General features: G+C 55.4%; 16 protein-coding genes. All 16 read left to right on the top strand.

The genetic code is table 11. The annotated features are described in order from the left end of the window. The first annotated feature begins 224 nt into the window (after positions 1 to 224). The 16 genes from cra (at position 225) to ftsZ (ending at position 18723) form a co-directional block, all read left to right on the top strand. The gene (cra, locus tag ACLJPE_RS14495) at positions 225 to 1229 is read left to right on the top strand and encodes a catabolite repressor/activator (protein WP_000762406.1); all 1005 of its coding nucleotides are present in this window, start codon (positions 225 to 227) and stop codon (positions 1227 to 1229) included. Positions 1230 to 1834: 605 nt separating this feature from the next. Beyond that, positions 1835 to 2293 (top strand): division/cell wall cluster transcriptional repressor MraZ, encoded by a 459-nt coding sequence (gene mraZ, locus ACLJPE_RS14500; RefSeq protein WP_000488294.1) that lies wholly within the window; start codon positions 1835 to 1837, stop codon positions 2291 to 2293. A 1-nt stretch (position 2294) separates the two neighbouring features. Beyond that, complete coding sequence (gene rsmH, locus ACLJPE_RS14505; RefSeq protein ID WP_000970444.1) at positions 2295 to 3236, top strand: 16S rRNA (cytosine(1402)-N(4))-methyltransferase RsmH; 942 nt, start codon at positions 2295 to 2297, stop codon at positions 3234 to 3236. After that, on the top strand, positions 3233 to 3598 hold the full coding sequence (gene ftsL, locus ACLJPE_RS14510; RefSeq protein ID WP_000625651.1) for a cell division protein FtsL: 366 nt from the start codon (positions 3233 to 3235) through the stop codon (positions 3596 to 3598). Before rsmH ends, ftsL begins: the two co-directional genes overlap by 4 nt. Positions 3599 to 3613: 15 nt before the next feature. Continuing rightward, on the top strand, positions 3614 to 5380 hold the full coding sequence (ftsI, locus tag ACLJPE_RS14515; protein ID WP_000642236.1) for a peptidoglycan glycosyltransferase FtsI: 1767 nt from the start codon (positions 3614 to 3616) through the stop codon (positions 5378 to 5380). Next, on the top strand, positions 5367 to 6854 hold the full coding sequence (murE, locus tag ACLJPE_RS14520; protein WP_023251892.1) for a UDP-N-acetylmuramoyl-L-alanyl-D-glutamate--2,6-diaminopimelate ligase: 1488 nt from the start codon (positions 5367 to 5369) through the stop codon (positions 6852 to 6854). Before ftsI ends, murE begins: the two co-directional genes overlap by 14 nt. After that, a complete protein-coding gene (gene murF / locus ACLJPE_RS14525) occupies positions 6851 to 8209 on the top strand; it encodes a UDP-N-acetylmuramoyl-tripeptide--D-alanyl-D-alanine ligase (protein WP_000626640.1) in 1359 nt (452 codons plus the stop codon). Before murE ends, murF begins: the two co-directional genes overlap by 4 nt. Beyond that, positions 8203 to 9285 carry a phospho-N-acetylmuramoyl-pentapeptide-transferase gene (mraY, locus tag ACLJPE_RS14530; RefSeq protein ID WP_000964138.1) on the top strand — a complete coding sequence of 361 codons (1083 nt, stop codon included), beginning with the start codon at positions 8203 to 8205 and terminating at the stop codon, positions 9283 to 9285. Before murF ends, mraY begins: the two co-directional genes overlap by 7 nt. A 2-nt stretch (positions 9286 to 9287) precedes the next feature. Then, positions 9288 to 10604: a UDP-N-acetylmuramoyl-L-alanine--D-glutamate ligase gene (murD, locus tag ACLJPE_RS14535; RefSeq protein WP_000796443.1), complete on the top strand. Its 1317-nt coding sequence runs from the start codon at positions 9288 to 9290 to the stop codon at positions 10602 to 10604. Then, on the top strand, positions 10604 to 11848 hold the full coding sequence (gene ftsW / locus ACLJPE_RS14540; RefSeq protein WP_001239803.1) for a cell division protein FtsW: 1245 nt from the start codon (positions 10604 to 10606) through the stop codon (positions 11846 to 11848). Before murD ends, ftsW begins: the two co-directional genes overlap by 1 nt. Beyond that, positions 11845 to 12912: an undecaprenyldiphospho-muramoylpentapeptide beta-N-acetylglucosaminyltransferase gene (gene murG, locus ACLJPE_RS14545; protein WP_000016613.1), complete on the top strand. Its 1068-nt coding sequence runs from the start codon at positions 11845 to 11847 to the stop codon at positions 12910 to 12912. Before ftsW ends, murG begins: the two co-directional genes overlap by 4 nt. 118 nt (positions 12913 to 13030) lie before the next feature. Continuing rightward, on the top strand, positions 13031 to 14506 hold the full coding sequence (murC, locus tag ACLJPE_RS14550) for a UDP-N-acetylmuramate--L-alanine ligase (RefSeq protein ID WP_023232752.1): 1476 nt from the start codon (positions 13031 to 13033) through the stop codon (positions 14504 to 14506). Further along, entirely contained in the window at positions 14499 to 15419 is a 921-nt protein-coding gene (locus tag ACLJPE_RS14555; protein WP_039513865.1) for a D-alanine--D-alanine ligase, read from the top strand. Before murC ends, ACLJPE_RS14555 begins: the two co-directional genes overlap by 8 nt. 1 nt (position 15420) lies before the next feature. Continuing rightward, the gene (gene ftsQ, locus ACLJPE_RS14560; protein ID WP_000075728.1) at positions 15421 to 16251 is read left to right on the top strand and encodes a cell division protein FtsQ; all 831 of its coding nucleotides are present in this window, start codon (positions 15421 to 15423) and stop codon (positions 16249 to 16251) included. Next, on the top strand, positions 16248 to 17510 hold the full coding sequence (gene ftsA, locus ACLJPE_RS14565; RefSeq protein WP_000588463.1) for a cell division protein FtsA: 1263 nt from the start codon (positions 16248 to 16250) through the stop codon (positions 17508 to 17510). The genes ftsQ and ftsA overlap by 4 nt, the downstream gene beginning before the upstream one ends. 61 nt (positions 17511 to 17571) lie before the next feature. Beyond that, positions 17572 to 18723, top strand: coding sequence for a cell division protein FtsZ (gene ftsZ, locus ACLJPE_RS14570; RefSeq protein WP_000462785.1), 1152 nt, complete (start codon positions 17572 to 17574; stop codon positions 18721 to 18723). Positions 18724 to 18726 lie beyond the last annotated feature (3 nt).

Below are 18726 nucleotides of genomic sequence, written 5' to 3' on the forward strand. Positions count from 1 at the left end.
CCCAGGTCCGATAAGCGTAACGCCATCAGGCAGGTTTGCCGGATATCAGCCAACAGGAATTATCGCCCAACCCAATATCACCGGTTGGGCTTTTTTTTGCGAAATCCGTGGTAACCCGGAATAAAAGCGGTTGCCGGAGTGATCAAACTGCGCTTAGATGTTAACGATTTTAACCCATGCCGACATAAAGGTTATGGTTTGTACAATTTACACAAGGGGCAATTGTGAAACTGGATGAAATCGCTCGGCTGGCCGGTGTCTCGCGCACAACTGCAAGCTACGTTATAAACGGTAAAGCAAAGCAATACCGCGTGAGCGACAAAACCGTAGAAAAAGTCATGGCGGTAGTGCGTGAGCACAATTACCATCCTAACGCTGTGGCTGCCGGGCTGCGTGCTGGACGCACACGTTCCATTGGTCTGGTGATCCCGGACCTTGAAAACACGAGCTACACCCGTATCGCAAATTATCTTGAGCGCCAGGCACGCCAGCGTGGCTACCAACTGCTGATCGCCTGTTCTGAAGATCAGCCGGATAACGAAATGCGCTGCATTGAGCACCTTTTGCAACGCCAGGTGGATGCAATCATTGTTTCAACTTCGTTACCGCCGGAGCATCCCTTCTATCAGCGCTGGGCCAACGATCCGTTCCCCATCGTCGCGCTCGACCGCGCGCTGGATCGCGAACATTTCACCAGCGTGGTCGGCGCCGATCAGGATGATGCCGAGATGTTGGCGGAAGAGCTGCGTAAATTCCCGGCGGAAACGGTGCTTTATTTGGGCGCGCTGCCGGAGTTGTCCGTCAGTTTCCTGCGCGAGCAGGGGTTCCGCACCGCATGGAAAGACGATCCGCGGGAGGTGAATTTCTTATATGCCAACAGCTATGAGCGCGAAGCCGCCGCGCAGCTGTTTGAGAAATGGCTGGAAACGCATCCTATGCCGCAGGCGCTCTTTACGACATCGTTCGCGCTATTACAGGGCGTGATGGACGTTACGCTGCGGCGCGATGGAAAACTGCCCTCGGATTTGGCGATTGCGACCTTCGGCGATCATGAGCTGCTGGATTTTCTGCAATGCCCGGTACTGGCGGTGGCGCAGCGTCATCGTGATGTCGCGGAACGCGTGCTGGAGATTGTGCTGGCAAGTCTTGATGAACCGCGTAAACCGAAACCTGGCTTAACGCGTATTCGGCGAAACCTGTATCGTCGCGGCATTCTGAGCCGTAGCTAAAGGACCGGCGGTAAAAGACTCTCTCTTCTGCCGCCGTCAAACAAATGCGTATCAGTAAAAATATCCCTTAAATAATTAAGATTATTCCTTAAAATTATCCGAAAATTCTTTTTTATTACCTTTCTTTTGTCCGAAATCGTCCATATTCCACTAATTAAGACGTAACGAGTCTTTTCCTTTGTCTTGTTTTGTTACAAGCAGGCAAGAAATCGTCGAATTAACAGCCACTTTTTGTCTTTGGCGCGACAGTCGCTCGTAGGCGCTGGTATAGCAGGCGCTGCACACGTTAAACAGGCACTGTTAACACGGTGCAATATGTCCTAAAATGCCGCTCGCGTCGCAAACTGACACTTTATATTTTTCTCGGATTATATTGAGTCCGTTTTAAACGGCGGTGGGTCTTTGGTTTTTTTCTTACAAATATTCATAACGTTAATTTGGCTTGCGCGCTGGACGGAAATTAATCAACGCAGATATTCGCCGTAAACATTGGCTTTTTTACTTCGGTAAGCGTTGTGACTTGCTTGACAAGCTTTTCCTCCGCTCCGTAAACTCCTTCGAGTGGGAATTTGTGGGATAAAGTGGTAAGAAGGGGTGAGACTGGCATGTTCCGGGGGGCAACGTTAGTCAATCTCGACAGTAAAGGGCGCCTGACCGTGCCGACCCGTTATCGGGAGCAACTGATCGAGAGCGCTACCGGTCAAATGGTATGTACCATTGACATCCATCACCCATGCCTGCTGCTTTACCCCCTGCCTGAATGGGAAATTATTGAGCAAAAGTTATCTCGTCTGTCGAGCATGAACCCGGTAGAACGTCGCGTACAGCGTTTACTGTTGGGCCATGCCAGCGAATGTCAGATGGATGGTGCAGGTCGATTACTGATCGCGCCAGTTCTGCGGCAACATGCCGGACTGACGAAAGAAGTGATGCTGGTTGGACAGTTCAACAAATTTGAGCTGTGGGATGAAACGACCTGGTATCAACAGGTCAAGGAAGATATCGACGCTGAACAGTCAGCTACCGAAACGTTATCGGAGCGGCTGCAGGACTTGTCTCTATAAGATGATGGAAAATTTTAAACACACTACGGTACTGTTGGATGAAGCCGTTAATGGGCTGAATATTCGTCCGGATGGTATCTATATTGATGGCACATTTGGTCGCGGCGGCCACTCGCGCCTGATCCTCTCGCAACTGGGCGAAGAGGGGCGCTTGCTGGCGATCGATCGCGATCCGCAGGCGATCGCTGTTGCGCAGACCATTAATGATCCTCGCTTCTCCATCATTCATGGACCTTTTTCCGCGTTGGCTGATTATGTAGCCGAGCGCGAGCTTACCGGCAAGATTGACGGGATCCTTCTCGATCTTGGCGTCTCTTCTCCGCAGCTTGACGATGCGGAGCGCGGTTTTTCATTCATGCGCGACGGTCCGCTGGATATGCGAATGGACCCCACGCGCGGCCAGTCTGCCGCCGAGTGGTTACAAACGGCGGAGGAGGCGGATATCGCCTGGGTGCTGAAAACATTCGGCGAGGAGCGTTTTGCCAAACGTATTGCTCGCGCCATTGTTGAGCGCAATCGCGAACAGCCGATGACCCGCACCAAAGAGCTGGCGGAAGTGGTTGCGGCGGCGACCCCGGTAAAAGACAAATTCAAACATCCCGCGACCCGTACCTTCCAGGCGGTGCGCATCTGGGTAAACAGTGAACTGGAGGAGATAGAGCAGGCGCTAAAAAGCTCGCTCAGCGTACTGGCCCCAGGCGGGCGGCTTTCAATCATCAGTTTCCACTCGCTGGAAGACCGTATTGTGAAACGCTTTATGCGTGAGCAAAGCCGCGGTCCGCAGGTACCGGCTGGATTACCGATGACGGAAGCGCAGCTCAAAAAACTGGGCGGTCGTGAGTTACGAGCGTTAGGCAAGTTGATGCCGGGTGAAAAAGAGGTAGCTGAAAATCCTCGGGCCCGTAGTTCAGTTCTGCGTATCGCAGAGAGGACGAACGCATGATCAGCAGAGTGACAGAAGCCCTAAGCAAAGTGAAGGGATCGATAGGAAGCAACGAGCGCCATGCCTTGCCTGGCGTGATCGGTGACGATCTTTTGCGGTTCGGGAAGCTGCCACTCTGCTTGTTCATTTGCATCATTTTAACGGCGGTGACGGTGGTCACGACGGCGCACCATACTCGTTTACTCACCGCGCAGCGTGAACAACTGGTTCTGGAGCGCGATGCATTGGACATTGAATGGCGCAACCTGATCCTTGAAGAAAATGCGCTCGGCGATCACAGCCGGGTGGAGCGGATCGCAACGGAAAAGCTGCAAATGCAGCATGTTGATCCGTCCCAAGAAAATATCGTAGTGCAAAAATAAGGATAAACGCGACGCATGAAAGCAGCGGCAAAAACGCAAAAATCGAAACGCCAGGAAGAACAGACCAACTTCATCAGTTGGCGTTTTGCGTTGCTGTGCGGCTGTATTTTACTGGCGCTGGTTTTTTTACTTGGACGCGCGGCGTGGCTACAGATTATCGCCCCGGATATGCTGGTGCGTCAGGGCGATATGCGTTCGCTGCGTGTTCAGGAAGTCTCCACCTCACGCGGTATGATTACCGACCGTTCCGGGCGTCCACTGGCGGTCAGCGTACCGGTTAAGGCGATCTGGGCCGACCCGAAAGAAGTTCATGACGCCGGCGGCATCAGCGTTGGCGATCGCTGGAAAGCGCTTTCTACTGCGCTAAATATCCCGCTCGATCAGCTCTCCGCCCGTATCAACGCCAACCCGAAAGGGCGTTTTATTTATCTGGCGCGCCAGGTAAATCCTGACATGGCGGACTACATCAAAAAACTCAAACTGCCGGGGATTCATTTGCGTGAAGAGTCCCGCCGCTACTACCCGTCAGGAGAAGTAACCGCTCACCTCATCGGTTTTACCAACGTCGACAGTCAGGGGATTGAAGGCGTTGAAAAGAGCTTTGATAAGTGGCTTACCGGTCAGCCTGGCGAGCGAATCGTGCGTAAAGACCGCTATGGTCGCGTGATTGAGGATATCTCCTCCACTGACAGTCAGGCAGCGCACAACCTGGCGTTAAGCATTGATGAACGCTTACAGGCGCTGGTTTACCGCGAACTGAACAACGCGGTGGCGTTTAACAAGGCGGAATCCGGTAGCGCGGTGCTGGTCGATGTCAATACCGGTGAAGTACTGGCGATGGCGAATAGCCCTTCCTATAACCCCAACAACCTTGCCGGTACGCCGAAAGACGCGATGCGTAACCGTACCATCACCGACGTATTTGAACCGGGTTCTACGGTTAAGCCGATGGTGGTGATGACCGCGCTTCAGCGCGGTATCGTCAACGAAAATACGGTGTTGAATACCGTTCCATACCGAATTAACGGCCACGAAATTAAAGACGTGGCGCGCTACAGCGAATTAACCCTGACCGGGGTTCTACAGAAGTCGAGTAACGTCGGCGTATCCAAACTGGCGTTAGCGATGCCGTCCTCAGCGTTAGTAGATACTTACTCACGTTTTGGGCTAGGAAAGGCGACCAATTTGGGGTTGGTCGGAGAACGCAGTGGCTTATATCCTCAAAAACAACGGTGGTCCGACATAGAGAGGGCCACCTTCTCTTTCGGCTACGGGCTAATGGTAACGCCGTTACAGTTAGCGCGAGTCTATGCAACGATCGGCAGCTATGGCATTTATCGCCCGCTGTCGATTACCAAAGTTGATCCGCCTGTACCCGGCGAACGCATCTTCCCTGAATCCACCGTACGCACCGTGGTGCATATGATGGAAAGCGTGGCGCTGCCGGGCGGCGGCGGCGTGAAGGCGGCAATTAAAGGCTACCGTATCGCGATTAAAACCGGTACGGCGAAAAAAGTGGGGCCGGACGGTCGCTACATCAACAAATACATTGCTTACACCGCAGGCGTCGCGCCTGCGAGTCAGCCGCGCTTCGCGCTGGTGGTTGTCATCAACGATCCGCAGGCGGGTAAATACTACGGCGGTGCCGTTTCCGCGCCGGTATTTGGTGCCATCATGGGCGGCGTTCTGCGCACCATGAACATCGAACCGGACGCGCTGACAACGGGCGAAAAAAATGAATTCGTAATTAATCAAGGCGAGGGAACAGGTGGCAGATCGTAATTTGCGCGACCTTCTTGCTCCGTGGGTGGCTGGACTACCCGCGCGAGAACTGCGAGAGATGACGCTCGACAGCCGTGTGGCTGCGGCGGGCGATCTCTTTGTAGCAGTGGTGGGTCATCAGGCGGACGGGCGTCGATATATCCCGCAGGCGATAGCGCAAGGCGTAGCTGCCATTATTGCAGAGGCGAAAGACGAGGCGAGCGACGGTGAGATTCGCGAAATGCACGGCGTACCGGTCGTCTATCTCAGCCAGCTCAATGAGCGTTTATCTGCGCTGGCGGGCCGCTTTTACCATGAGCCATCTGAAAACATGCGTCTGGTGGCGGTGACCGGCACCAATGGCAAGACCACCACCACCCAACTACTGGCGCAGTGGAGCCAGTTGCTCGGCGAAACCAGCGCAGTGATGGGGACGGTAGGTAACGGACTGTTGGGTAAAGTGATCCCGACGGAGAACACAACCGGTTCCGCAGTGGATGTTCAGCATGTGCTGGCCAGTCTGGTTGCGCAGGGCGCGACCTTCGGCGCGATGGAAGTCTCTTCTCACGGCCTGGTGCAGCATCGCGTGGCAGCGCTGAAATTTGCCGCCTCCGTGTTTACTAATTTGAGCCGCGACCATCTCGACTATCATGGCGATATGGCGCATTACGAGGCGGCAAAATGGATGCTTTATTCCACCCACCATCACGGTCAGGCAATCGTCAACGCCGATGATGAAGTTGGACGCCGCTGGCTGGCGTCGCTACCCGATGCGGTCGCGGTATCAATGGAAGGGCATATCAACCCTAACTGTCACGGTCGTTGGCTGAAAGCGGAGGCGGTGGAGTACCACGACCGCGGAGCGACGATTCGTTTTGCTTCAAGCTGGGGTGAAGGCGAAATCGAAAGCCGCCTGATGGGCGCGTTTAACGTCAGCAACTTACTGCTGGCATTGGCGACGCTACTGGCGCTGGGCTATCCGTTAACGGATTTGCTGAAAACCGCCGCGCGTTTGCAGCCGGTTTGCGGGCGGATGGAAGTGTTCACTGCGCCAGGCAAACCGACGGTGGTGGTGGATTACGCGCACACGCCGGATGCGCTGGAAAAAGCGTTGCAGGCGGCGCGCCTGCACTGCGCCGGAAAATTGTGGTGCGTCTTTGGCTGTGGCGGGGATCGTGACAAAGGTAAGCGCCCACTCATGGGGGCCATTGCCGAAGAATTCGCGGATATCGTCGTGGTGACTGACGATAACCCGCGTACCGAGGAGCCGCGCGCCATTATCAACGATATTCTGGCCGGAATGCTGGACGCCGGGCAGGTCAGGGTAATGGAAGGCCGCGCTGAGGCGGTAACCAATGCCATTATGCAGGCAAAAGACAATGACGTTGTGCTGATTGCAGGTAAAGGGCACGAGGATTACCAGATTGTCGGCACGCAGCGTCTTGATTATTCAGACCGCGTGACCGCAGCGCGTTTGCTGGGGGCGATCGCATGATTAGCGTAACGCTCAGCAAAATTGCCGATGTCCTTGGCGCCGAACACCGCGGGGCGGATCTCACGCTCGATACGGTCATTACCGACACACGGAAAGTGACGCCGGGATGCCTGTTCGTGGCGCTGAAAGGGGAACGCTTTGATGCGCATGATTTTGCTGATAAAGCAAAAGCGAACGGCGCTGGCGCCCTGCTGGTCAGTCGTCCTCTGGATATCGATCTTCCGCAGGTGATTGTAAAAGACACGCGTCAGGCATTTGGCCAACTGGCCGCCTGGGTACGTATGCAGGTACCGGCGCGGGTGGTGGCGTTAACCGGTTCGTCCGGCAAAACCTCGGTCAAAGAGATGACCGCCGCGATTCTTAGCCAGTGCGGAAATACTCTGTATACCGCAGGCAATTTTAACAACGACATCGGCGTGCCGATAACGCTGCTGCGCTTAAACCATGATTATGACTATGCGGTAATCGAGTTAGGCGCTAACCACCAGGGAGAAATCGCCTGGACCGTTAGCCTGACGCGCCCGGAAGCGGCGCTGGTCAATAACCTGGCGGCGGCGCATCTGGAAGGCTTCGGCTCGTTGGCTGGCGTGGCGAAAGCGAAAGGCGAAATCTATACCGGTTTGCCTGAGAACGGTATCGCGATTATGAATGCCGATAATAATGACTGGCTGAACTGGCAAAGCATTATTGGCGATCGTCAGGTGTGGCGCTTTTCGCCGAATGCGGCAAACAGCGACTTTACCGCTGCGAATATCCACGTGACGTCACACGGTACCGAATTTACCCTGCAAACGCCGATGGGCAGCATTGATGTGCTGCTGCCGTTGCCGGGGCGGCACAATATTGCCAACGCGCTGGCGGCCGCTGCTTTATCAATGGCGGTGGGGGCGACGCTGACGGCGGTTAAAGCAGGGCTGGCGGCGTTAAAAGCTGTACCCGGGCGTCTGTTCCCGATTCAGCTAAGTGAAAACCAACTGGTACTGGATGACGCTTATAACGCCAACGTCGGTTCGATGACCGCCGCTGTGCAGGTCCTTTCTGAAATGCCCGGCTACCGCGTGCTGGTGGTAGGCGATATGGCCGAGCTGGGCGCAGAAAGCGAAGCGTGCCACCTCCAGGTTGGCGAGGCCGCAAAAGCGGCGGGTATTGATCGCGTGTTAAGCACCGGAAAACTCAGTCAGGCTATCAGCCACGCCAGCGGCGTCGGCGAACATTTTGCCGATAAAGCCGCGCTCATTGCGCGTTTACACGCTCTGCTTCAGGAGCAACCAATGATGACTATTTTAGTGAAAGGATCACGCAGCGCCGCGATGGAAGATGTGGTTCATGCGTTACAGGAGAAAGGTTCATGTTAGTTTGGCTGGCCGAGCATTTGGTCAAATATTATTCCGGCTTTAACGTCTTTTCTTATCTGACGTTTCGCGCCATCGTCAGCCTGTTGACCGCGCTGTTCATCTCTTTATGGATGGGCCCGCGTATGATCGCTCGTCTGCAAAAACTCTCTTTTGGCCAGGTGGTACGTAACGATGGCCCGGAATCGCACTTCAGTAAACGCGGTACGCCGACGATGGGCGGCATCATGATCCTGACGGCGATTGTGATTTCCGTTCTGTTATGGGCTTACCCGTCTAACCCGTACGTCTGGTGCGTGCTGGTGGTATTGATCGGCTACGGCATTATCGGTTTTGTCGATGACTATCGCAAAGTGGTGCGGAAAGATACCAAAGGGCTGATTGCTCGCTGGAAATATTTCTGGATGTCGGTTATCGCGCTCGGCGTGGCCTTTGCGCTTTATCTCGTCGGGAAAGACACGCCCGCGACCCAACTGGTGGTGCCGTTCTTTAAAGATGTTATGCCGCAATTGGGGCTGTTTTACATTTTGCTGTCCTACTTTGTCATCGTCGGTACGGGTAACGCCGTAAACCTGACCGACGGGCTTGATGGTCTGGCGATTATGCCGACTGTTTTCGTTGCCGCCGGCTTTGCGCTGGTGGCCTGGGCGACCGGGAACATGAACTTCGCCAATTACCTGCATATTCCGTATTTACGCCATGCGGGCGAGCTGGTGATTGTCTGTACGGCGATTGTCGGCGCGGGATTAGGATTCTTGTGGTTTAACACCTATCCGGCGCAGGTTTTTATGGGCGATGTCGGATCGCTGGCGTTGGGCGGCGCGTTGGGCATTATCGCCGTGCTGCTGCGTCAGGAGTTCCTGCTGGTGATTATGGGCGGCGTCTTTGTGGTGGAAACTCTGTCGGTCATTCTGCAGGTGGGTTCCTTTAAACTACGCGGACAGCGTATTTTCCGTATGGCGCCTATCCATCACCACTATGAACTGAAAGGCTGGCCGGAACCGCGCGTGATTGTGCGCTTCTGGATTATTTCGCTGATGCTGGTCCTGATTGGCCTGGCAACGCTGAAGGTACGTTAATCATGGCTGATTACCAGGACAAAAACGTCGTCATTATTGGTCTGGGCTTAACCGGACTCTCTTGCGTGGACTTTTTCCTTGCCCGCGGCGTGACGCCTCGGGTGATGGATACTCGCGTGACGCCGCCGGGTCTGGATAAGCTGCCGCAAGAGGTTGAGCGTCACGTTGGCGGCCTGAACGACGAGTGGCTCTTAGCGGCGGATTTAATCGTCGCCAGCCCTGGCATCGCCCTGGCGCATCCCTCTCTTAGCGCTGCCGCCAGCGCTGGAGTGGAAATTGTCGGCGATATCGAACTGTTTTGCCGCGAAGCGCAAGCGCCGATTGTGGCCATCACCGGCTCGAACGGCAAAAGCACCGTGACCACCTTAGTGGGCGAGATGGCGAAAGCGGCGGGCGTCAATGTCGGCGTTGGCGGCAATATCGGTCTTCCGGCGCTGATGCTGTTGGATGCCGATCGCGAATTGTACGTGCTGGAATTATCCAGTTTCCAACTGGAAACCACGTCAAGTTTGCAAGCGGCGGCGGCAACGGTGCTCAACGTCACTGAAGATCATATGGACCGGTATCCGTTTGGTTTGCAACAGTACCGGGCGGCGAAACTGCGCGTCTACGAGAAGGCGAAAGTGTGCGTGGTGAATGCCGATGACGCGTTGACGATGCCGGTACGCGGGGCCGATGAGCGCTGCGTCAGCTTTGGCGTCAATATGGGTGATTATCACCTTAATCGTCAGCAGGGCGAAACCTGGCTACGAGTCAAAGGCGAGAAGGTGCTGAACGTGAAAGAGATGAAGCTTTCCGGTCAGCATAACTATACCAATGCGTTAGCGGCGCTGGCGCTGGCGGATGCCGTAGGTCTGCCGCGCGCCAGCAGTTTGAAGGCGTTGACGACATTTACCGGTCTGGCGCATCGCTTCCAGCTGGCGTTGGAGCATAACGGCGTACGTTGGATCAATGACTCGAAAGCGACTAACGTCGGCAGTACCGAAGCGGCGCTAAACGGTTTGCATGTGGACGGTACGCTACATCTGCTGCTGGGCGGCGACGGTAAGTCGGCAGACTTTTCTCCGCTGGCGCGCTATCTGACCGGCGACCGTATCCGCCTGTATTGCTTTGGGCGCGATGGCGCGCAGCTTGCCGCACTGCGTCCGGAAATCGCCCAACAGACTGAGACGATGGAAGAGGCGATGCGTTTGCTGGCGCCGCGCGTTCAGCCGGGTGATATGGTGCTGTTGTCGCCCGCCTGCGCCAGCCTCGATCAGTTTAAAAATTTTGAGCAACGGGGCGATGTCTTTACCCGTCTGGCGAAGGAGTTAGGTTGATGCGTTTATCTCTCCCCCGTCTGAGAATGCCGCGCGTACCAGGCTTTGGCCTCCTGGCCTGGCTGTTTGCGGCGCTTAAAGGCTGGGTGATGGCTTCGCGCGATAAAGACGCCGACAGTCTGATCATGTATGACCGCACGCTGCTATGGCTGACCTTCGGGCTGGCGGCGATTGGTTTTGTCATGGTGACGTCGGCCTCCATGCCAGTCGGGCAGCGCCTGGCGAACGATCCGTTTTTGTTTGCCAAACGTGATGCGCTCTATATCTTCCTGGCATTTTGTCTGGCGATGGTCACGCTACGTTTGCCCATGACCTTCTGGCAAAAATACAGCACGACGATGCTGATTGCGTCGATCATTATGCTGCTTATCGTGCTGGTCGTCGGGAGCTCGGTTAACGGGGCGTCGCGCTGGATTGCGCTGGGGCCGCTGCGTATTCAGCCTGCGGAGTTTACCAAGCTGTCGCTGTTCTGCTACCTCGCGAACTATCTGGTGCGTAAGGTTGATGAGGTGCGAAATAACCTGCGCGGCTTTTTAAAACCAATGGGCGTGATTCTGGTGCTGGCGGTGTTACTGCTGGCGCAGCCTGACCTCGGGACGGTGGTCGTACTGTTTGTCACCACGCTGGCGATGCTGTTTCTCGCCGGGGCGAAATTATGGCAGTTCATCGCCATTATCGGGATGGGCATCTCGGCGGTGATTCTGTTAATCCTCGCCGAACCGTATCGTATTCGCCGCGTTACCTCGTTCTGGAACCCCTGGGAAGATCCGTTCGGCAGCGGTTATCAGCTGACGCAGTCGCTGATGGCTTTTGGTCGCGGTGAGATATGGGGGCAAGGGCTGGGGAATTCGGTGCAGAAACTGGAGTATTTGCCGGAGGCGCACACCGATTTCATCTTCGCCATTATTGGGGAAGAACTGGGTTATATCGGTGTGGTATTGGCGCTTTTAATGGTATTCTTCGTCGCTTTTCGCGCGATGTCGATTGGCCGTAAAGCGCTGGAGATTGACCACCGTTTTTCCGGATTTTTAGCGTGTTCTATCGGTATTTGGTTTAGTTTCCAGGCGCTGGTAAACGTTGGCGCGGCCGCGGGGATGCTGCCGACCAAAGGTCTTACGCTGCCGCTGATCAGTTATGGCGGGTCGAGTCTGTTGATTATGTCGACGGCCATTATGTTTTTATTACGTATTGATTATGAAACGCGTCTGGAAAAAGCGCAGGCGTTTACACGAGGTTCTCGATGAGTGGTCAACCGAAGCGGTTAATGGTGATGGCGGGCGGTACCGGCGGGCACGTGTTCCCGGGACTGGCCGTTGCGCATCATTTAATGGCCCAGGGCTGGCAGGTTCGCTGGCTGGGTACCGCCGATCGTATGGAAGCGGATTTAGTGCCGAAGCATGGCATCGACATTGACTTTATTCGGATCTCCGGTCTGCGCGGTAAAGGCGTAAAAGCGCTTCTGGCGGCGCCGCTGCGGATTTTTAACGCCTGGCGGCAGGCGAGGGCGATCATGAAGCGGTTTAAGCCGGATGTCGTACTGGGAATGGGCGGTTATGTTTCCGGCCCCGGCGGTCTTGCTGCCTGGTCATTGGGTATTCCGGTCGTTTTGCATGAGCAAAACGGTATCGCCGGACTAACCAATCAGTGGCTGGCCAAAATCGCGACCACGGTGATGCAGGCGTTTCCCGGTGCGTTCCCGAACGCGGAAGTGGTGGGTAACCCGGTGCGTACCGACGTACTGGCGTTGCCGTTGCCGCAGGTGCGTCTGGCCGGTCGTGACGGCCCGATTCGCGTGTTGGTGGTCGGCGGTTCTCAGGGGGCGCGAGTCCTGAACCAGACGATGCCGCAGGTTGCCGCCAGACTGGGCGATACGGTTACAATCTGGCATCAAAGCGGAAAAGGCGCGCAGCTCACGGTAGAGCAGGCATATGCCGGGGCGGGACAACCGCAGCATAAGGTAACGGAATTTATCGATGACATGGCCGCCGCCTATGCGTGGGCGGATGTGGTGGTATGTCGTTCCGGCGCTTTAACGGTGAGCGAGATCGCCGCCGCCGGATTACCGGCGATATTTGTGCCGTTTCAGCATAAAGACAGGCAGCAGTACTGGAATGCGCTGCCGTTAGAAAACGCCGGCGCAGCTAAGATTTTTGAGCAGCCGCAGTTTACTGTAGAGGCTGTCGCCGACACCCTGGCGGGGTGGTCGCGCGAGGCGTTGTTAACCATGGCGGAGCGTGCCCGCGCGGTATCCATTCCGGATGCTACCGAGCGCGTCGCCAGTGAAGTCAGCCGGGTTGCCCGGACATAATTTGTGGCGGTGCCTTTTGCATCGCAGGGTTTTTCTACCCTCAATAATTTGGGTTGCAGGCAAGCCAACGCATCTGCAATTTGAAGTATGGCGGGTATTGGAGTTAATGGCGTAAAGAATGAATACACAACAACTGGCAAAACTGCGTTCCATCGTGCCCGAAATGCGTCGCGTTCGGCACATTCACTTTGTTGGCATCGGTGGTGCTGGTATGGGCGGTATTGCCGAAGTTCTGGCCAATGAAGGGTATCAGATCAGTGGTTCCGATTTAGCGCCGAATCCGGTGACCCAGCAGTTGACGAGCCTGGGGGCGACGATTTTCTTTAATCATCGTCCGGAAAATGTGCGTGATGCCAGCGTGGTCGTCGTTTCCAGCGCAATTTCCGCGGATAACCCGGAAATTGTCGCGGCGCATGAAGCGCGTATTCCGGTTATTCGCCGTGCGGAAATGCTGGCGGAACTGATGCGTTTTCGCCACGGCATCGCCATTGCCGGGACGCACGGAAAAACCACAACGACCGCGATGGTGTCCAGTATTTATGCCGAAGCGGGGCTGGACCCGACTTTCGTGAATGGCGGACTGGTGAAAGCCGCAGGCGTTCATGCGCGTCTGGGCCATAGTCGTTACCTGATTGCCGAGGCAGATGAGAGCGACGCGTCCTTCCTGCATTTGCAGCCGATGGTCGCGATCGTCACCAACATCGAAGCCGACCATATGGATACCTATCATGGCGACTTTGAAAATTTAAAGCAGACGTTTATTAACTTCCTGCATAACCTGCCGTTCTACGGTCGCGCGGTAATGTGCGTCGACGATCCGGTCATCCGCGAGCTGCTGCCGCGGGTGGGGCGTCAGACCACGACGTATGGCTTTAGCGAGGATGCTGACGTCCGCGTAGAAGATTATCAGCAGATTGGGCCGCAGGGGCACTTTACGCTGTTGCGCCAGGGAATGCCGGATCTGCATGTCACATTGAATGCGCCGGGTCGCCACAATGCCCTGAATGCCGCTGCGGCAGTGGCGGTAGCGACCGAAGAAGGCATCGACGATAACGCTATCCTGCGCGCGTTGGAAAGCTTCCAGGGGACTGGGCGTCGTTTTGACTTCCTCGGCGAGTTCCCGCTTGAGCCGGTGAATGGTAAAGCCGGGACGGCGATGCTGGTGGATGACTATGGCCATCATCCGACTGAAGTAGACGCCACCATTAAAGCTGCGCGAGCAGGGTGGCCGGATAAAAACCTGGTGATGCTGTTTCAGCCGCACCGTTACACGCGCACGCGCGATCTGTATGACGATTTCGCCAATGTGCTGACCCAGGTTGATGCGCTGCTGATGCTGGACGTTTACCCGGCGGGCGAAGCGCCGATTCCGGGCGCGGATAGCCGTTCTTTATGTCGTACGATTCGTAATCGGGGAAAAATTGACCCGATTCTGGTTTCCGATCCGGCTCAGGTTGCGACAATGTTAGCGCCGGTGCTGACGGGTAACGACTTGATATTAGTGCAAGGCGCAGGAAATGTTGGCAAAATTGCGCGTTACTTATCTGAAATCAAGCTGAAGCCGCAAATCCAGGAGGAAGAACAACATGGCTGATAAAATCGCGGTCCTGTTGGGCGGAACCTCTGCGGAGCGGGACGTTTCGTTAAATTCCGGCGCGGCAGTGTTGGCCGGGTTACGTGAAGGCGGCATTGATGCGCATCCCGTCGATCCGCAAGAGGTCGATGTCGCGCAGCTTAAAGCAATGGGCTTTCAGAAGGTCTTTATTGCGTTGCATGGCCGCGGCGGTGAAGATGGCACCTTACAGGGAATGCTTGAACTGCTCGGCCTGCCCTATACCGGCAGCGGCGTGATGGCCTCGGCGCTTTCAATGGATAAACTGCGCAGTAAATTGCTGTGGCAGGGCGCAGGCTTACCGGTTGCGCCGTGGGTCGCGCTGACGCGCGCTGAGTTTGAAAAAGGCCTTAGCGAAGAACAAAAAGCGCGAATTTCGGCGCTGGGTTTACCGCTGATCGTCAAACCCAGCCGTGAAGGCTCCAGCGTCGGTATGACGAAAGTAGTAGAAGAAAATGCTTTACAGGGTGCGTTATCATTGGCTTTTCAGCATGATGACGAAATACTGGTTGAGAAATGGCTGTGCGGTCCGGAATTTACGGTGGCGATAGTTGGCGAAGAAATTTTACCGTCAATTCGTATCCAACCGGCAGGAACCTTCTATGATTATGAGGCGAAGTATCTCTCTGATGAGACTCAGTATTTCTGCCCTGCCGGTTTAGAAGCGTCCCAGGAAGCCGCGCTACAGTCTCTCGTCCTGCAGGCATGGAAAGCTTTAGGCTGCACGGGATGGGGGCGTATTGACGTCATGCTGGACAGCGATGGTCAGTTTTATCTGCTGGAAGCCAATACTTCTCCGGGGATGACCAGCCATAGTCTGGTGCCGATAGCGGCGCGTCAGGCGGGAATGAGCTTCTCGCAGTTAGTGGTACGAATTCTGGAGTTGGCGGACTGATATGTCGCAGGCTGCGCTGAACACGCGAAACAGTGATGAAGAGACACCTTCTTCACGCCGCAATAATGGAACGCGTCTTGCAGGTATTTTATTTCTGCTGACGGTACTGTGCACCGTGTTTGTTAGCGGGTGGGTCGTGTTAGGGTGGATGGAAGATGCGCAGCGTTTACCGTTATCAAAGCTGGTATTAACCGGCGAGCGTCACTACACGCGTAACGATGATATCCGTCAGGCGATACTGGCTCTGGGCGCGCCGGGAACCTTCATGACGCAGGATGTGAACATTATCCAGAGCCAGATTGAGCGTTTGCCGTGGATTAAACAGGCCAGCGTCAGAAAACAGTGGCCTGATGAATTGAAGATTCATCTGGTTGAATATGTGCCGATTGCGCGTTGGAATGATCAACATATGGTCGATGCTGAAGGGAACACCTTCAGCGTGCCGTCAGACCGCATCGGCAAACAGGTTTTACCCATGTTGTATGGCCCGGAAGGCAGCGCGAGTGAAGTGTTGCAGGGATACCGCGAGATGGGGCAGGTGCTGGCTAAGGATAAATTCACTCTAAAGGAAGCGGCGATGACCGCACGTCGCTCCTGGCAATTGACGCTTAATAACGGCATTAAGCTCAATCTCGGCAGGGGCGATACGATGAAAAGGTTGGCTCGCTTTGTAGAACTCTATCCGGTTTTACAGCAGCAGGCGCAAACCGATGGCAAACGGATTAGCTACGTTGATTTGCGTTATGACTCAGGTGCGGCAGTTGGCTGGGCGCCGCTCCCCCCTGAGGAATCTAATCAGCAACAGAATCAGGCACAGGCAGAACAACAATGATCAAGGCGACGGACAGAAAACTGGTAGTAGGACTGGAGATTGGCACCGCGAAGGTTGCCGCTTTAGTAGGGGAAGTTCTGCCCGACGGTATGGTCAATATCATTGGCGTGGGCAGTTGCCCATCGCGGGGTATGGATAAAGGCGGGGTGAATGACCTTGAGTCAGTGGTGAAATGCGTTCAGCGCGCCATTGACCAGGCGGAATTGATGGCTGATTGCCAGATCTCCTCGGTATATCTGGCGCTTTCCGGCAAACATATTAGCTGTCAGAATGAAATTGGTATGGTGCCCATTTCCGAAGAGGAAGTGACGCAGGAAGATGTGGAAAACGTCGTGCATACTGCGAAGTCAGTGCGCGTGCGCGATGAACATCGCGTGCTGCATGTGATTCCTCAGGAGTACGCCATTGACTACCAGGAAGGCATTAAAAATCCGGTCGGTCTTTCCGGCGTGCGTATGCAGGCGAAAGTACATTTGATTACCTGCCACAACGATATGGCAAAAAACATTGTCAAAGCTGTTGAACGTTGTGGTCTGAAAGTTGACCAACTGATATTTGCCGGACTGGCGGCCAGTTATTCCGTGTTAACGGAAGATGAACGTGAACTGGGCGTCTGTGTCGTGGATATCGGCGGTGGTACAATGGATATCGCCGTTTATACTGGCGGCGCGCTGCGTCATACCAAAGTGATCCCTTACGCGGGGAACGTGGTGACCAGCGATATCGCTTATGCCTTTGGTACGCCGCCGAGCGATGCTGAAGCCATTAAAGTCCGCCACGGTTGCGCGCTGGGTTCCATCGTCGGTAAAGACGAGAGCGTTGAAGTACCGAGCGTAGGCGGGCGTCCGCCGCGCAGCCTGCAACGTCAGACGCTGGCGGAAGTGATTGAGCCGCGTTACACCGAGCTGCTCAATCTGGTCAACGAAGAGATATTGCAATTACAGGAACAGCTTCGCCAACAAGGGGTAAAACATCACCTGGCGGCGGGGATTGTGTTAACCGGCGGCGCGGCGCAAATCGAAGGGCTTGCTGCTTGCGCTCAGCGCGTGTTTCATACGCAGGTGCGTATCGGCGCGCCGCTGAATATTACCGGTCTGACGGATTATGCCCAGGAGCCGTATTACTCAACGGCGGTGGGATTGCTTCACTACGGGAAAGAGTCCCACTTAAACGGTGAAGCAGAAGTGGAAAAACGTGTTACGGCATCAGTTGGCTCGTGGATCAAGCGACTTAATAGCTGGCTGCGAAAAGAGTTTTAATTTTTTATGAGGCCGCCAGATATTACGGCCTCAGGCGACAGGCACATGACGGAGAGAGATTATGTTTGAACCTATGGAACTAACCAACGACGCGGTGATTAAAGTCATCGGCGTCGGTGGTGGCGGCGGTAACGCTGTTGAACACATGGTGCGCGAGCGCATCGAAGGTGTTGAATTCTTCGCGGTGAATACCGACGCTCAGGCGTTGCGTAAAACGGCGGTTGGCCAGACCATTCAAATTGGTAGCGGCATTACCAAAGGTCTGGGCGCCGGCGCTAACCCGGAAGTCGGTCGTAACGCGGCGGACGAAGACCGTGAAGCGCTGCGTGCGGCGCTTGAAGGCGCAGACATGGTATTTATCGCGGCAGGCATGGGCGGCGGTACCGGTACCGGCGCGGCGCCAGTGGTTGCTGAAGTGGCAAAAGATTTAGGTATTCTGACCGTTGCCGTGGTGACTAAGCCTTTCAATTTTGAAGGCAAAAAGCGCATGGCATTTGCGGAGCAGGGTATCACCGAGCTGTCCAAGCATGTGGACTCGTTGATCACCATCCCGAACGACAAGCTGCTGAAAGTGCTGGGCCGTGGTATCTCCCTGCTCGACGCGTTCGGCGCGGCTAACGACGTGCTGAAAGGCGCGGTTCAGGGTATCGCAGAGCTGATCACCCGCCCAGGCCTGATGAACGTCGACTTTGCTGACGTGCGTACTGTGATGTCTGAAATGGGCTACGCAATGATGGGCTCCGGCGTGGCGAGCGGTGAAGACCGTGCGGAAGAAGCGGCTGAAATGGCTATTTCTTCTCCGCTGCTGGAAGATATCGACCTGTCCGGCGCGCGCGGCGTGTTGGTCAACATTACGGCGGGCTTCGACCTGCGTCTGGACGAGTTTGAAACCGTCGGTAACACTATTCGCGCGTTTGCGTCGGATAACGCCACCGTGGTTATCGGTACCTCTCTGGACCCGGATATGAATGATGAACTGCGCGTGACGGTAGTGGCGACCGGTATTGGTATGGACAAACGTCCGGAAATCACCCTGGTCACCAATAAACAGGTGCAGCAGCCGGTGTTGGATCGTTATCAGCAGCACGGTATGGCGCCGCTGACGCAGGAGCAAAAAACGGTCGCGAAAGTGGTTAACGACAATACACCACAGGCGGCGAAAGAGCCGGATTATCTGGATATCCCCGCATTCCTGCGTAAGCAAGCTGATTAAGAA

It is taken from the genome of Salmonella sp. SAL04196 (assembly GCF_046550835.1).
GTDB classification, from domain to species: Bacteria; Pseudomonadota; Gammaproteobacteria; order Enterobacterales; family Enterobacteriaceae; genus Salmonella; species Salmonella enterica.

What these genes read in the sequence shown, in the direction of transcription:
- mraZ (WP_000488294.1), top strand. Translation starts at nt 1,835, where the DNA reads ATGTTCCGGGGGGCAACGTTAGTCAATCTCGACAGTAAAGGGCGCCTG.
- rsmH (WP_000970444.1), top strand. Translation starts at nt 2,295, where the DNA reads ATGATGGAAAATTTTAAACACACTACGGTACTGTTGGATGAAGCCGTT.
- ftsL (WP_000625651.1), top strand. Translation starts at nt 3,233, where the DNA reads ATGATCAGCAGAGTGACAGAAGCCCTAAGCAAAGTGAAGGGATCGATA.
- ftsI (WP_000642236.1), top strand. Translation starts at nt 3,614, where the DNA reads ATGAAAGCAGCGGCAAAAACGCAAAAATCGAAACGCCAGGAAGAACAG.
- murF (WP_000626640.1), top strand. Translation starts at nt 6,851, where the DNA reads ATGATTAGCGTAACGCTCAGCAAAATTGCCGATGTCCTTGGCGCCGAA.
- mraY (WP_000964138.1), top strand. Translation starts at nt 8,203, where the DNA reads ATGTTAGTTTGGCTGGCCGAGCATTTGGTCAAATATTATTCCGGCTTT.
- murD (WP_000796443.1), top strand. Translation starts at nt 9,288, where the DNA reads ATGGCTGATTACCAGGACAAAAACGTCGTCATTATTGGTCTGGGCTTA.
- ftsW (WP_001239803.1), top strand. Translation starts at nt 10,604, where the DNA reads ATGCGTTTATCTCTCCCCCGTCTGAGAATGCCGCGCGTACCAGGCTTT.
- murG (WP_000016613.1), top strand. Translation starts at nt 11,845, where the DNA reads ATGAGTGGTCAACCGAAGCGGTTAATGGTGATGGCGGGCGGTACCGGC.
- murC (WP_023232752.1), top strand. Translation starts at nt 13,031, where the DNA reads ATGAATACACAACAACTGGCAAAACTGCGTTCCATCGTGCCCGAAATG.
- ACLJPE_RS14555 (WP_039513865.1), top strand. Translation starts at nt 14,499, where the DNA reads ATGGCTGATAAAATCGCGGTCCTGTTGGGCGGAACCTCTGCGGAGCGG.
- ftsQ (WP_000075728.1), top strand. Translation starts at nt 15,421, where the DNA reads ATGTCGCAGGCTGCGCTGAACACGCGAAACAGTGATGAAGAGACACCT.
- ftsA (WP_000588463.1), top strand. Translation starts at nt 16,248, where the DNA reads ATGATCAAGGCGACGGACAGAAAACTGGTAGTAGGACTGGAGATTGGC.
- ftsZ (WP_000462785.1), top strand. Translation starts at nt 17,572, where the DNA reads ATGTTTGAACCTATGGAACTAACCAACGACGCGGTGATTAAAGTCATC.